Origin of the sequence: Pseudomonas flavescens (assembly GCF_013408425.1) — a bacterium.
In the GTDB taxonomy this organism is placed as follows: domain Bacteria; phylum Pseudomonadota; class Gammaproteobacteria; order Pseudomonadales; family Pseudomonadaceae; genus Aquipseudomonas; species Aquipseudomonas fulva_A.
The window spans coordinates 253196-265865 of the sequence record NZ_JACBYV010000001.1; the positions used below are offsets into that span (position 1 = coordinate 253196).

Sequence of the window (12670 nt, forward strand, 5' to 3'; positions counted from 1 at the left end):
GGGAGTTTCGAGGATACTGCGTGCCGGGCCGGGATAACAAACCGCCTGACCACAAACGACAACGGCCTGCCGGGCTTTAGCCACGGCAGGCCGTTGTCAGTTGCGCACTGGATACAGGATGTTGAAAAACGTAGGCGAGGTAGCCAGCGCAAGGCGAAGGTAGGCAAAAAAGCGCAGTGTACGAGTTGTACATGAGCATTTTTTGCCTGCCTTCAACGCTGCGAAGGCAACGCAGGTAGTTTTTCAGCCGCCTGGTTACAGGCTGGCGATCTTGCCGCGCTGCTCCACCAGATTGGCCAGCGCCTGCTCGGCTTCGGCCAGCTTGGCGCGTTCCTTCTCCAGTACTTCAGCCGGCGCCTTGGCGACGAAGCCCTCGTTGGCCAGCTTGCCGCCGACCCGCTTGGCTTCACCTTCCAGGCGCTGGATTTCCTTGTCCAGACGCGCCAGTTCGGCTTCCTTGTCGATCAGCCCGGCCATCGGCACCAGGACCTGCATGTCGCCGACCAGGGCAGTGGCGGACATCGGTGCCTCTTCGCCGGCTGCCAGTACCTTCACCGACTCGAACTTGGCCAGCTTGTTGAGCAGCGGGGCGTTGTCGTTCAGGCGGCGCAAGTCTTCGGCATTGGCGTTGGCGAGGATGACGTCGATGCGTTTGGCCATGGAGATCTTCATCTCGCCACGGATCTGCCGCACGCCGAGCATCAGTTGCTTGACCCACTCGATGTCGCCCTCGGCGGCCGCGTCGATGCGGCTTTCGTTGGCCACCGGCCAGGGTTGCAGCATCAGCGTTTCGCCGCTGACGCCGGCTTGGCCCTTGATGCGCTGCCAGATTTCTTCGGTGATGAACGGCATGAACGGGTGAGCCAGGCGCAGGATCACTTCCAGCACACGCACCAGCGTGCGGCGGGTACCGCGCTGGCGCTCGATGGGGGCGTTCTCGTCCCACAGCACCGGCTTGACCAGTTCCAGGTACCAGGCGCAGTACTCGTCCCAGACGAATTCGTACAGGGCCTGGGTGGCCAGGTCGAAGCGGAAGGCGTCGAGGTGGCGGGTCACGTCCTGCTCGCAACGCTGCAGGGCGGAGATGATCCAGCGATCGACCGGCGACAGATCCACGGCTTCATCATTGATGCCGGTGTCCTGGCCATCGGTGTTCTCGATGACGAAGTTGGCAGCGTTCCACAGTTTGTTGCAGAAGTTGCGATAGCCCTCGACGCGGCCCATGTCGAACTTCACGTCGCGGCCGGTGGTGGCCAGCGAGCAGAAGGTGAAACGCAGGGCGTCGGTGCCGTAGCTGGCGATGCCTTCCGGGAATTCTGCCTTGGTCTGCTTGGCGATCTTCTCGGCGAGCTTGGGCTGCATCATGCCGCTGGTGCGTTTGGCCAGCAGGGTTTCCAGATCGATGCCGTCGACGATATCCAGCGGATCGAGGACGTTGCCCTTGGACTTGGACATCTTCTGGCCCAGGCCGTCGCGCACCAGACCGTGAACGTAGACGGTCTTGAACGGGATCTGCTTGGTCAGGTGGGTGGACAGCATGATCATCCGGGCAACCCAGAAGAAGATGATGTCGAAACCGGTAACCAGCACGTCGGTCGGGTGGAAGGTCTTCAGGAAGTCGGTCTCTTCCGGCCAGCCGAGGGTGGAGAAGGTCCACAGGCCGGAGCTGAACCAGGTATCCAGTACGTCGTCGTCCTGGCGCAGCGGGATGTCGCCCAGGTTGTGCTTGGCGCGTACTTCCGCTTCGTCACGACCCACAAAGACATTGCCTGCCTGGTCGTACCAGGCCGGAATGCGGTGGCCCCACCACAGCTGACGGCTGATGCACCAGTCCTGGATGTCGCGCATCCAGCTGAAGTACATGTTCTCGTACTGCTTGGGCACGAACTGGATTTCACCGTTCTCGACCACTTCGATGGCCTTCTCGGCCAGCGGCTTGGTGGACACGTACCACTGATCGGTCAGCCACGGCTCGATGATGGTGCCGGAGCGGTCGCCCTTCGGCACTTTCAGGGCGTGGTCGTCGATCTTTTCCAACAGGCCGAGGGTATCGAACGCGGCGACGATCCGCTTGCGTGCTTCGAAACGGTCCAGGCCAGCGTACTCGGCAGGCAGGCTGGCATCGAGCAGGGCGTTGACGCTGCCGTCGATGTTGAAGATCTGCGCACCCGGCAGCACGGCTGCGTCCTGGTCGAAGATGTTGATCAGCGGCAGGTTGTGGCGCTTGCCGACTTCATAGTCGTTGAAGTCATGGGCCGGAGTGATCTTCACGCAGCCGGTGCCGAATTCCGGGTCGCAGTAGTCGTCCGCGATGATCGGGATGCGGCGGCCAAGCAGCGGCAGTTCGACGTACTGGCCGATCAGAGCCTTGTAGCGTTCGTCTTCCGGGTTCACGGCGACGGCGGCGTCACCCAGCATGGTTTCCGGGCGCGTGGTGGCGACGATCAGGTAGTCGGCGCCTTCGGCGGTCTTGTTGCCGTCAGCCAGCGGATAGCGCAGGTTCCACAGGTGGCCTTTCTCGTCGTGGCTTTCCACTTCCAGGTCGGAAATGGCGGTGTGGAACTTGGTGTCCCAGTTGACCAGGCGCTTGCCGCGGTAGATCAGGCCATCCTCGTGCAGGCGCACGAAGGCTTCCTTGACCGCCTCGGACAGGCCGTCGTCCATGGTGAAACGCTCGCGCGACCAGTCCACGGACGAGCCCAGACGACGAATCTGCCGGGTGATGTTGCCACCGGACTCGGCTTTCCACTCCCAGACCTTGTCGAGGAATTTCTCGCGGCCCAGATCATGGCGATCGATACCCTGGGCGCCCAGTTGGCGTTCCACCACCATTTGCGTGGCGATGCCGGCGTGATCGGTGCCCGGCTGCCACAGGGTGTTGCGGCCCTGCATGCGGCGGAAGCGGATCAGGGCATCCATGATCGCGTTGTTGAACCCGTGGCCCATGTGCAGGCTGCCGGTCACGTTCGGTGGCGGGATCATGATGGTGTAAGGCTCACCGGAGCCCTGCGGGGCGAAGTAGCCCTTCGCCTCCCAGTTTTCGTACAGGGCGGTTTCGATGGCGTGGGGCTGGTAGGTCTTGTCCATGCGCGGCGGGACCCTTCTGGCGTCTGATCGGAAAAGCCGAACAGTATAACGCCTATGAGCGGCAAGCCATAAGCGGCTAGCGACAAGTTGAGCGCGAGTTTTTCTCTCGCGCTTCGATGCTTGCGGCTTGCCGCAGCTTTCGGGCTATTTGCGCGGTGGCAGCAGACGATGCAGGCGAGCCTGCAGGCGGCGTTTGAGCTCGGCTTCGATCTGCGGCACGAAGTCGTCGATCACGTCCTGCAGCAGCAACTGGGCGGCGGCGCGCAGTTCGCTGTCCAGACGGTTGATCTCGTTGTCCCGGCCAATGGCGCGTTGCACCGTCTGGCGCAGCTCGTCTTCCGAGGCCATGCCGGCAGTTCTGCCAGTGGCTGCCACTGGCTGCGAGCTGGGTGCAGGCGAATGCGCGGCAGCAGGAACCACATCGGAGAGCAGCGGAATATCGTCGGGATCGAATTTTTCGGTCAGCAAGGGCGGATCGAGGTCATCATCCAGCAGTTCGCGAATCGATTCGAGATCGGTCAGCAAGGCGCCGGGCTTGTGCGGTGGGTTCAGGTTGTCCATGGGGGAATTTACAGTTCGACACGTTTGGGATCATAGCCCCGTTGACGGTAGCTGCGGAAATTCTCCCGGCAGGCGGTCAGCAGGTCGGGTTCCTGGTTGACGATCTCGATCACTCGACTGAAATGCTCGATGTGTGGGCTGAGCGTACTGCCCAGGTTGATCAGCACGCCCTGAGTCGCCTCGGGCGCCTCGTCGACACCGATCACGATGGGCGATTTCGGGTCGTCCTGATGCAGATCGTGGGGAATGAAGCTTTCCTGGCGAGCCCGCCAGAGCAGCTCGTCGAGCTCGCTGCATTGGGCCGCGTCGCTGCCACGCAGGAACACCGGCAAGCCATGACGCCAGGCCTTGCCGGCAAGCTGACAGGCCGCGCGCAGGCGCTCGGCCGTGGTGCTCGACGACAGTACGTAGAATTCTATTCGGGGCATGTAAGGTATCCGCAGACAGCCATCAGGCCGTGCGCCGCCAGCCAGCGGCGCACGGCTCAGGCTGCTATCAGCGCTGCTCCTGCGGTACGCGATCGAGCAGGTACTGGGTCAGCAGGGGGACTGGGCGGCCAGTGGCGCCCTTGTCCTTGCCGCCACTGATCCAGGCCGTACCGGCGATGTCCAGGTGGGCCCAGCGGTAGCTCTTGGCGAAGCGCGACAGGAAGCAGCCCGCGGTGATGGTGCCGGCCTTGGGGCCGCCGATATTGGCGATGTCGGCAAACGGGCTGTCCAGTTGCTCCTGGTATTCGTCGTACAACGGCAACTGCCAGGCGCGATCATCGGCGTGGCGGCCTGCAGCGAGAATCTCGCCAACCAGGTCGTCATCGTTGCCCATCAGGCCGGACACATTGCTGCCCAGGGCGACGATGCAGGCGCCGGTGAGGGTGGCGATATCGATCACCGCCTGCGGCTTGAAGCGTTCCGCGTAGGTCAGTGTGTCGCACAGCACCAGACGGCCTTCGGCGTCGGTGTTGAGGATTTCCACGGTCTGCCCACTCATGGTGGTGACGATATCGCCAGGGCGGGTGGCACCGCCGCTGGGCATGTTCTCGGCACAGGCGAACAGGCATACCAGGTTGATCGGCAGCTGCAGCTCCAGCACGGCGCGCAGGGTACCGAACACGCTGGCGGCGCCGCACATGTCGTATTTCATCTCGTCCATGCTGGCGGCGGGTTTGATGCTGATGCCGCCGGTATCGAAGGTGATGCCTTTACCGACCAGTACGTAGGGCTTGTCGCCCTTCTTCGCGCCCTGATAATTGAGCACGATCATCCGCGGTGGCTGATCGCTGCCCTGGGCGACGGCGAGGAAAGCGCCCGCGCCGAGCGCCTGCAGCTTCTTCTCGTCGAGGATGTCGACCTTGAGGTTCTTGTGCGCCTTGACCAGTGCCTTGGCTTGCTCGGCCAGGTAGCTGGGGTGGCAGATGTTCGGCGGCAGATTGCCCAGGTCCTTGGTCAGCGCCATGCCGATGGCGATGGCGCGAGCCTCGGTGGTCGCGCGCTCGACGTCGGCGACACTGGCCTTGTCGGTGATCAGGGTGATTTTCTTCAGCGCGCCAGGCGTGGCCTTCTGGCTCTTGAAACGGTCGAACTGGTAGCCAGCGTCTGCCAGGCTTTCCACCAGCAGACGAGCCTTGCCGTAGGCGTCGCGGCTCTTCACCTGGACATCCTGCAGGGCGAACAGGGCGTCGCTGCCACCGAGGTTCTTCAGTACCCCGTAGACGGCCGCGATCAGTTTGCGCAACTGGCGGTCGGAGAGCTCGGCGTCCTTGCCGGTGCCGACCAGCAGCACCCGCTCTGCCTTGAGATTCGGCAGGCTGTGGGCCAGCAGCGTCTGGCCAGGCTTGCCAGCCAGGTCGCCGCGCTTGAGCAGGGCACTGATCGCGCCGCCGCTGGCAGCATCCACCGCTTTGGCAGTGGCACCGAGGATTGCACCTTCACCGACTGGAATGACCAGCGTGGCGGTTTTCAATGTTTCCGGGCGAGCGCTTTTGACAATAAATTCCATGCGTGGTGTCCCCAAGACAACGAGTCGCGAATGCAGGATGATTTACGGCGGTTCTGCTAACGGCCTCCGTTCAAAGGCGCGTTGGTGACCGACAGACTAGCTGTACCTGCCGTACCGATCGACAGCTTAGTCAGTTCTGACCAGCCCCCTTCATGATTGATCCATCGAGCCGAGGCGCCCCAGGCACCTCTGGCGTTGCCCGGCAGGTTCGTTTGCCGGGCAGGTAGTCGCTTGCATGCGTCGAGGTATCGTACAGGCGGCGCTGGCGGATGCCCAGCCTTCAGGGCTGCTCGATCGCCACCCGGTCGTGCCGCCCGGTCACGGTTGCCGGTACCCGTGGCAGGGTGAAAAGTGCCTGCGCGAGGCTATCGCTGGCGCCGGCCTTCACCTTTTTCATCGCCTTCGATAGCGTGTGAATCCAGCTCACTGCCCAGGTCAAATCCATGATCGCCATTCGACCCATGACAATCGCCGATCATGAGGCATTGATGCACCTCATGAAACATACGCCAGGGGTGTCGTTGCGAGACGCGGACTCACTCGAGGCAACGGCAAGGTATCTGCTGCGAAACCCCGGCCTGAGTTTCGTTGCCGAGCACGGGGCGGTCATCTGCGGGTGTGTCATGTGCGGACACGACGGGCGTCGTGGTTATCTCCAGCATCTGCTGGTAATTCCTGAGTACCGTCATCGGGGAATCGCCAGCAGGCTTGTGGAAAGCTGCATTCTCGGTCTCGAAAGCCTTGGCATACGCAAGTGTCATCTGGATGTATTGAAGGACAATGAGGCCGCAGCCGGCTATTGGGTCAGTCAGGGGTGGCAACTGCGCCGTGACATCGATCGATACTCCTTTACCCGGCCAGGGGATGAAAATGCCTGACGACAATGCTTTCGCGCTCTTCGCTCGCTGCCCATGACCTGCGCGTGCACCGTCTCCTGCGTTCGCGCCTGGCGGCGATGTTGATGGGGGTGTGAGCGTCGTTGCTCCGCGTTTCGTGCGTTGGGCAATGGGCGTATTCGAACGGATCGCACCCGCTTGCGGTCTAGAAATGGCGCGCCCATGTTCCTCAGTGACACGCCGATCCAATCGCAGGATAATGGCGACAATTTTTTCGCGGGTTCGCCTAATACGCGTACCGGCATGCAGTGCGGCGGGTTCGAGCGCCGCCGCCTGAGCCTGACAACCCTGGAGTGTCTGTTTGATCGTCTTCCGATATTTGTCCCGAGAGGTTCTGGTTACCTTGAGTGCGGTCAGCGCCGTGCTGCTGGTGATCATCATGAGTGGCCGCTTCATCAAGTACCTGGCCCAGGCGGCTCAGGGGATACTCGATCCGAGCGTGCTGTTCCTGATCATGGGCTTTCGCCTGCCTGGCTTTCTGCAACTGATTCTGCCGCTGGGGCTATTCCTCGGTTTCCTGCTGGCTTACGGGCGTCTGTATCTGGACAGCGAGATGACCGTGCTGTCGGCAACCGGCATGAGCCAGCAGCGGCTGTTCGTCTACAGCCTGGCACCGGCTACCGTGGTGGCGCTGCTGGTTGCCTGGTTGAGCATGGGGCTGGCGCCTCAGGGCGTTTCCCAGGTGGCCAAGATCTTCAACGAGCAGGACGCGCTGACCGAGTTCGATACGCTGGTGCCGGGGCGCTTCCAGTCCATGCGCAATGGTTCGCGGGTCACCTACACCCAGGAACTGTCGGAAGATCGCACCGAACTGGGTGGTATCTTCATCTCCGACAAGCGTTTGTCCCGGGCTGGTGACAAGGAGCGCGGCATCACCGTGCTGGTGGCCGAGAATGGTCGTCAGGAAGTGCAGAGCGACGGCAGCCGTTACCTGATTCTGGAAAATGGCTATCGCTATGACGGCAATCCGGGGCAGGCCGATTACCGCGTCGTGCAGTACGACACCTACGGTGTGCTGCTGCCCAAGCCTTCGGTGACCGCAGACATCAGCGAGCGCGAAGCCATACCGACCTCGCAGCTGTTCGGCAGCGACGAGCCGCGTCTGCAGTCCGAATTGCAGTGGCGCCTATCCATTCCATTGCTGGTGTTCATCGTCACCCTGATGGCGGTGCCGCTGTCTCGGGTCAACCCGCGTCAGGGTCGCTTCCTCAAGTTGCTCCCGGCGATTCTGTTGTACATGACCTACCTCGGTTTGCTGGTAGCGGCACGCAGTGCGCTGGACAAAGGGCGCATTCCGCCAGCAGTCGGTCTGTGGGGCGTGCACCTGTTGTTCCTGGTGATCGGTCTGGCCCTGCTGTATTGGGAACCGATGCGCCTGAAGCTGGTAAGTCGTCGGGAGATCGCTCGTGGTTAAGCTGGATCGTTACATTGGCGCGCAGGTGCTGTTCGCCATTCTGGCTGTGCTCGGCATCATCGTCGGCTTGGCTCTGCTGTTCGCCTTCATCGACGAGCTGGGCGATATAGAAGGTAACTACAGCCTTGGCGATGCCCTGTGGTACGTCTTTCTCACGGCGCCGCGGCGTATCTACGACATGCTGCCCATGGCTGCACTGGTGGGCTGTCTGATCGGTCTGGGTACCCTGGCGAGCAACAGCGAACTGACCATCATGCGTGCCGCTGGCGTGTCCATCGGGCGCATCGTCTGGGGCGTGATGAAACCGATGCTGGCGCTGATGCTGGTCGGCATCCTGATCGGTGAGTATGTCGCCCCCTGGAGCGAGAACCAGGCTCAGGCCGGTCGTGCCATGGCGCAAGGCGGTGGTGAGGCGCAAACGTCCAAGCGTGGCATGTGGCATCGCCAGGGCCAGGAGTTCGTGCATATCAACGCCGTACAGCCCGATGGCGTGTTGTTCGGTGTGACGCGCTACCGATTCGATGATCAGCGTCGCCTGGAGTCGTCCAGCTTCGCTCGTCGCGCAACCTATGAAGGCAGCTACTGGCAGCTGGAAGATGTGGCGACCACCCAGTTCCACGAGCGCAGGACCGAAGTGGTCAGCGTGCCGAGCGAGCGCTGGGATATCGAACTCAATCCGCAGTTGCTCGGCACCGTGGTGCTGGAGCCTGAGGCGCTGTCGGTCAGCGGCCTGTGGCGTTACATTCACTACCTGAAAGAGCAGGGGCTGAACAATGGCCAATACTGGCTGGCGTTCTGGACCAAGGTGCTGCAGCCGCTGGTGACCGCGGCGCTGGTGCTGATGGCGATTTCCTTCATCTTCGGGCCGCTGCGCTCGGTCACGCTCGGTCAGCGTGTGTTCACCGGTGTGCTGGTCGGCTTCGTGTTCCGTATCGCACAGGATCTGCTCGGTCCGTCGAGCCTGGTATTCGGCTTCTCGCCGCTGTTCGCGGTGCTGATCCCGGCTGGCATCTGCGCGGTGGCAGGCTTCTGGCTGCTGCGCCGCGCAGGCTGATCGGTCGCGTCTTCTCCCGGCTCGCGGGAGAGGGCGCGGTAGCACCCTCGGCGTTTGCTCTTCTCTTCAGGCAGGCATTCACGGTGGTGGAGGCCGGTCGTTCTGCTCTCGCTATTCGCGATGCGCGTTCTTCGGCAGTTGCACGGTAAGGCTGTCCGAATAGCGGTCGTGCCAGCTGAGTCTGCGTTTGTCGAAAAGTATCCACAGGTAGCCCAGCCCAAGGGTCAGCCCTGAAGCGATGGCGACCAGAAAGCGCAGCAATGCCTGCCACAGGCTGATCGCCGTGCCGTCTGCATTCTGTACACGTATACCCCAGACCTGCATGCCCAGCGTCTGGCCGTTGTGCGTCCAGAACTTGGCGAAGAAACCGAACAGGCTGAACAGCAACAGGGTGGATAGCAGGGGATCGCCGTCCAGCGCTCCGGCCTCTGACCATTGGCGTAACTGCGCTTCGCCGTAGATGGCCATCTGAATCAGCTTGTAGATGAAGGTGACGACGATCAGCAGGGCAATGCACAGAAAACTGTCGTAAAGCACCGCAGCCAGGCGGCGGCCCAGGCCGGCTGCGGGGAAGTCACCTTGCGGGCGCAGTGCATGTTTCGGCATGGAGGGCTCGTGATGTGGGTAGGGCAGGGCATACTAAATTGCAGGCATAAAAAAACCCCTGATATGCATCAGGGGTTTTTCAGACAGCGGCTTATTCCTGGACTTGAACCTGGTCAGCCTGCATGCCTTTTTGACCTTGTACAGCGACGAAGCTAACTTTTTGGCCTTCTTTCAGGCTCTTGAAGCCGTTACCTTCGATAGCGCGGAAGTGTACGAACAGATCCGGACCGCTTTCTGGAGTGATAAAACCAAAACCTTTCTCGTCGTTAAACCACTTGACGGTACCGTTCTGACGATTCGACATGTCTCTTTTCCTTGGAACTAGAGTTGATGACAGCCTCCATGTGTAGAGGACTGAAGACTGGTTGCAAGGAGTGTTGGAAGTCGAACGGGATGTAGCGGATCTTGAGCGATCTACTGCATCAGGTCACGATTCTCGGCGACCCATGCAAACACAGTGACTGAACTCTACGCTAACTCTGAAGCAAATGCCAACCCCTCGGGCACGCATAATCCCACGCAAGATTCGTGAGGCTTTAAGGCGAGTTCCGAGTTGGTTTTTTATAATGGCTAATTGATTGCGCGAAGAGGAGTCACGCAGCACAGCTTTGGTGCGAACTGTCACAAGTAGGTAACAGTTGAAGGATATATGGTGCCCCGGGGGAGACTCGAACTCCCACTTCTTTCGAAAACGGATTTTGAATCCGCCGCGTCTACCGGTTCCGCCACCGGGGCACAATGGCGGCGCAGTATAGGGAGCAAGTTGCCATTGGTCAATGCACTTGCGTGGTCACCGTGTAGGAATTCCGGTAAGCTGCTCCGCCCTGCAAGACGACACCTTTTCCACCATGCGCGTTGCCGACTTTCATTTCGAACTGCCAGATGAGCAGATCGCCCGCCACCCCCTTGCCGAACGCCGTGCCAGCCGCCTGCTGATTCTCGACGGTGCCAGTGGCGCGCTCGCGCATCGGCATTTCGCCGACCTGCTCGAGTACCTGCGCCCGGGTGACCTGATGGTGTTCAACAACACCCGCGTGATTCCGGCGCGGCTGTTCGGCCAGAAGGCGTCCGGTGGCAAGCTCGAGGTGCTGATCGAACGCGTGCTCGACGAGCATCGCGTGCTGGCCCATGTGCGTTCCAGCAAGTCGCCCAAGCCGGGCTCGACGATTGTCATCGAGGGTGGCGCTCAGGCGCAGATGGTCGCGCGTCACGATGCGCTGTTCGAACTGCGTTTCGACGAGGCGGTGTTGCCGCTGCTCGAGCGGGTCGGGCACATGCCGTTGCCTCCTTATATAGACAGGGCGGATGAAGATGCGGATCGCGAGCGCTATCAGACCGTCTATGCGCAGAAGGCCGGCGCCGTGGCGGCGCCTACCGCAGGCCTGCATTTCGACGATGAGTTGCTGGCGGCCTTGCGCGAGAGGGGCGTCGAGAGTGCCTTCGTCACGCTGCACGTCGGCGCAGGAACCTTTCAGCCGGTGCGTGTGGAGCGTATCGAAGATCATCACATGCACAGCGAGTGGCTGGAGGTCGGTCAGGACGTTGTCGACGCCGTCCAGGCGTGCCGCGCCCGCGGCGGTCGCGTCGTTGCCGTGGGCACGACCAGCGTCCGCTCGCTGGAAAGCGCAGCCCGCGATGGCGAGCTGAAACCCTTCAGTGGTGATACCGACATATTCATCTATCCTGGTCGGCCCTTCCACGTGGTCGATGCCCTGGTGACCAACTTCCATCTGCCCGAGTCGACCCTGCTGATGCTGGTATCGGCTTTCGCCGGCTATGCGGAAACCATGGCGGCCTACGCTCAGGCGGTGGCCGAGGGGTATCGCTTCTTCAGTTACGGTGATGCCATGTTCATCACCCGCAATCCCGCGCCACGCGGGCCCGAGGATCACCTATGACGCGCAGCTGCCGCATGTCCTTCGAACTGCTGGCCACCGATGGCAAGGCCCGTCGTGGTCGCCTGACTTTCCCCCGTGGCGTGGTCGAGACCCCGGCCTTCATGCCGGTTGGCACCTACGGCACGGTAAAAGGCATGTTGCCGCGCGATATCGAAGCCATCGGTGCGCAGATCATCCTCGGCAATACCTTTCACCTGTGGCTGCGCCCGGGTACCGAAGTCATCAAGCGTCATGGCGACCTGCATGACTTCATGCAGTGGCAGGGGCCGATCCTCACCGACTCGGGCGGCTTCCAGGTGTTCAGTCTGGGGGCGATGCGCAAGATCAAGGAGGAGGGCGTGACCTTCGCCTCGCCGGTCGACGGTTCCAAGGTGTTCATGGGCCCGGAAGAGTCGATGCAGGTGCAGCGCGATCTGGGGTCAGACATCGTGATGATCTTCGACGAGTGCACGCCGTATCCCGCCGAGTTCGATGTGGCCAAGACCTCAATGGAGCTGTCGCTGCGCTGGGCCAAGCGCTCCAAGGTCGCCCATGGTGACAGCACCGCGGCGCTGTTCGGTATCGTTCAGGGGGGCATGCACGAGTCGCTGCGCATGCGTTCGCTGGAGGGCTTGAGCGAGCTGGATTTCGACGGCCTGGCCATCGGCGGGTTGTCGGTCGGCGAGCCGAAGGAAGAGATGATCAAGGTGCTGGATTATCTGCCGGGGCAGATGCCCAGCGACAAGCCACGTTACCTGATGGGCGTCGGCAAGCCGGAAGATCTGGTCGAAGGCGTGCGCCGTGGTGTGGATATGTTCGACTGCGTGATGCCGACGCGCAATGCGCGCAACGGCCACCTTTTCATCGACACCGGCGTGCTGAAAATCCGCAATGCGTTTCACCGTCACGATGACTCGCCGCTGGATCCGACCTGCGACTGTTACACCTGCAAACACTTCTCGCGCGCCTATCTGCACCATTTGGATAAGTGCGGCGAAATGCTCGGCAGCATGTTGAATACAATCCACAACTTGCGTCATTACCAGCGCCTTATGGCTGGTTTGCGCGAGGCAATTCAACAGGGTACATTGGCCGCCTTTGTCGATGCCTTCTACGCCCGGCGCGGTCTGCCAACGCCGCCGCTGGATTGATGATTCGATGGCTAAAAGAACTTTTAACA

The 12670-nt window shown here is 61.6% G+C and carries 12 protein-coding genes and 1 tRNA gene; 5 read left to right on the top strand and 8 right to left on the bottom strand.

Translation table 11 applies throughout. The features are described 5' to 3' along the window. Window positions 1-255: 255 nt before the first annotated feature. The 5 genes from FHR27_RS01120 to FHR27_RS01140 form a co-directional block, all read right to left on the bottom strand. On the bottom strand, window positions 256-3087 hold the full coding sequence (locus tag FHR27_RS01120; protein ID WP_179537555.1) for a valine--tRNA ligase: 2832 nt from the start codon (window positions 3085-3087) through the stop codon (window positions 256-258). A gap of 144 nt (window positions 3088-3231) precedes the next feature. Continuing rightward, window positions 3232-3648 carry a hypothetical protein gene (locus tag FHR27_RS01125; RefSeq protein WP_042555275.1) on the bottom strand — a complete coding sequence of 139 codons (417 nt, stop codon included), beginning with the start codon at window positions 3646-3648 and terminating at the stop codon, window positions 3232-3234. A gap of 8 nt (window positions 3649-3656) precedes the next feature. After that, window positions 3657-4076 carry a DNA polymerase III subunit chi gene (locus FHR27_RS01130; protein ID WP_042555276.1) on the bottom strand — a complete coding sequence of 140 codons (420 nt, stop codon included), beginning with the start codon at window positions 4074-4076 and terminating at the stop codon, window positions 3657-3659. Between the two features lie 67 nt (window positions 4077-4143). Further along, entirely contained in the window at window positions 4144-5643 is a 1500-nt protein-coding gene (locus tag FHR27_RS01135; RefSeq protein WP_042555277.1) for a leucyl aminopeptidase, read from the bottom strand. A 280-nt stretch (window positions 5644-5923) separates the two neighbouring features. Continuing rightward, window positions 5924-6088: a hypothetical protein gene (locus FHR27_RS01140; RefSeq protein WP_156152757.1), complete on the bottom strand. Its 165-nt coding sequence runs from the start codon at window positions 6086-6088 to the stop codon at window positions 5924-5926. Here FHR27_RS01140 and FHR27_RS01145 point away from each other — a divergent pair. From FHR27_RS01145 to lptG, 3 genes are all read left to right on the top strand, one after another. Then, entirely contained in the window at window positions 6087-6521 is a 435-nt protein-coding gene (locus FHR27_RS01145; RefSeq protein ID WP_082045842.1) for a GNAT family N-acetyltransferase, read from the top strand. The genes FHR27_RS01140 and FHR27_RS01145 overlap by 2 nt on opposite strands. Before the next feature lie 319 nt (window positions 6522-6840). Then, entirely contained in the window at window positions 6841-7953 is a 1113-nt protein-coding gene (gene lptF, locus FHR27_RS01150; RefSeq protein WP_042555280.1) for an LPS export ABC transporter permease LptF, read from the top strand. Then, a complete protein-coding gene (gene lptG / locus FHR27_RS01155; protein WP_042555281.1) occupies window positions 7946-9007 on the top strand; it encodes an LPS export ABC transporter permease LptG in 1062 nt (353 codons plus the stop codon). The genes lptF and lptG overlap by 8 nt, the downstream gene beginning before the upstream one ends. 111 nt (window positions 9008-9118) lie before the next feature. Here the strand turns inward: lptG and FHR27_RS01160 are convergent, their stop codons facing one another. The 3 genes from FHR27_RS01160 to FHR27_RS01170 form a co-directional block, all read right to left on the bottom strand. Continuing rightward, window positions 9119-9613 (bottom strand): RDD family protein, encoded by a 495-nt coding sequence (locus FHR27_RS01160; protein WP_042555282.1) that lies wholly within the window; start codon window positions 9611-9613, stop codon window positions 9119-9121. Between the two features lie 91 nt (window positions 9614-9704). Then, window positions 9705-9917, bottom strand: coding sequence for a cold-shock protein (locus FHR27_RS01165; protein ID WP_010486675.1), 213 nt, complete (start codon window positions 9915-9917; stop codon window positions 9705-9707). Between the two features lie 346 nt (window positions 9918-10263). Next, a tRNA-Leu gene (locus tag FHR27_RS01170) sits at window positions 10264-10348 on the bottom strand. A 113-nt stretch (window positions 10349-10461) separates the two neighbouring features. Here FHR27_RS01170 and queA point away from each other — a divergent pair. Together queA and tgt are read left to right on the top strand one after the other, a co-directional pair. Further along, window positions 10462-11511, top strand: coding sequence for a tRNA preQ1(34) S-adenosylmethionine ribosyltransferase-isomerase QueA (gene queA / locus FHR27_RS01175; protein WP_042555359.1), 1050 nt, complete (start codon window positions 10462-10464; stop codon window positions 11509-11511). A gap of 14 nt (window positions 11512-11525) precedes the next feature. Beyond that, window positions 11526-12641 (top strand): tRNA guanosine(34) transglycosylase Tgt, encoded by a 1116-nt coding sequence (gene tgt / locus FHR27_RS01180; RefSeq protein ID WP_179540005.1) that lies wholly within the window; start codon window positions 11526-11528, stop codon window positions 12639-12641. Window positions 12642-12670: the final 29 nt, after the last annotated feature.

Excerpts from the sequence above, each read along its gene's own strand:
- FHR27_RS01120 (WP_179537555.1), bottom strand. The coding sequence starts at position 3,087 with ATGGACAAGACCTACCAGCCCCACGCCATCGAAACCGCCCTGTACGAA.
- FHR27_RS01125 (WP_042555275.1), bottom strand. The coding sequence starts at position 3,648 with ATGGACAACCTGAACCCACCGCACAAGCCCGGCGCCTTGCTGACCGAT.
- FHR27_RS01130 (WP_042555276.1), bottom strand. The coding sequence starts at position 4,076 with ATGCCCCGAATAGAATTCTACGTACTGTCGTCGAGCACCACGGCCGAG.
- FHR27_RS01135 (WP_042555277.1), bottom strand. The coding sequence starts at position 5,643 with ATGGAATTTATTGTCAAAAGCGCTCGCCCGGAAACATTGAAAACCGCC.
- FHR27_RS01145 (WP_082045842.1), top strand. The coding sequence starts at position 6,087 with ATGATCGCCATTCGACCCATGACAATCGCCGATCATGAGGCATTGATG.
- FHR27_RS01140 (WP_156152757.1), bottom strand. The coding sequence starts at position 6,088 with ATGGATTTGACCTGGGCAGTGAGCTGGATTCACACGCTATCGAAGGCG.
- FHR27_RS01160 (WP_042555282.1), bottom strand. The coding sequence starts at position 9,613 with ATGCCGAAACATGCACTGCGCCCGCAAGGTGACTTCCCCGCAGCCGGC.
- FHR27_RS01165 (WP_010486675.1), bottom strand. The coding sequence starts at position 9,917 with ATGTCGAATCGTCAGAACGGTACCGTCAAGTGGTTTAACGACGAGAAA.
- queA (WP_042555359.1), top strand. The coding sequence starts at position 10,462 with ATGCGCGTTGCCGACTTTCATTTCGAACTGCCAGATGAGCAGATCGCC.
- tgt (WP_179540005.1), top strand. The coding sequence starts at position 11,526 with ATGTCCTTCGAACTGCTGGCCACCGATGGCAAGGCCCGTCGTGGTCGC.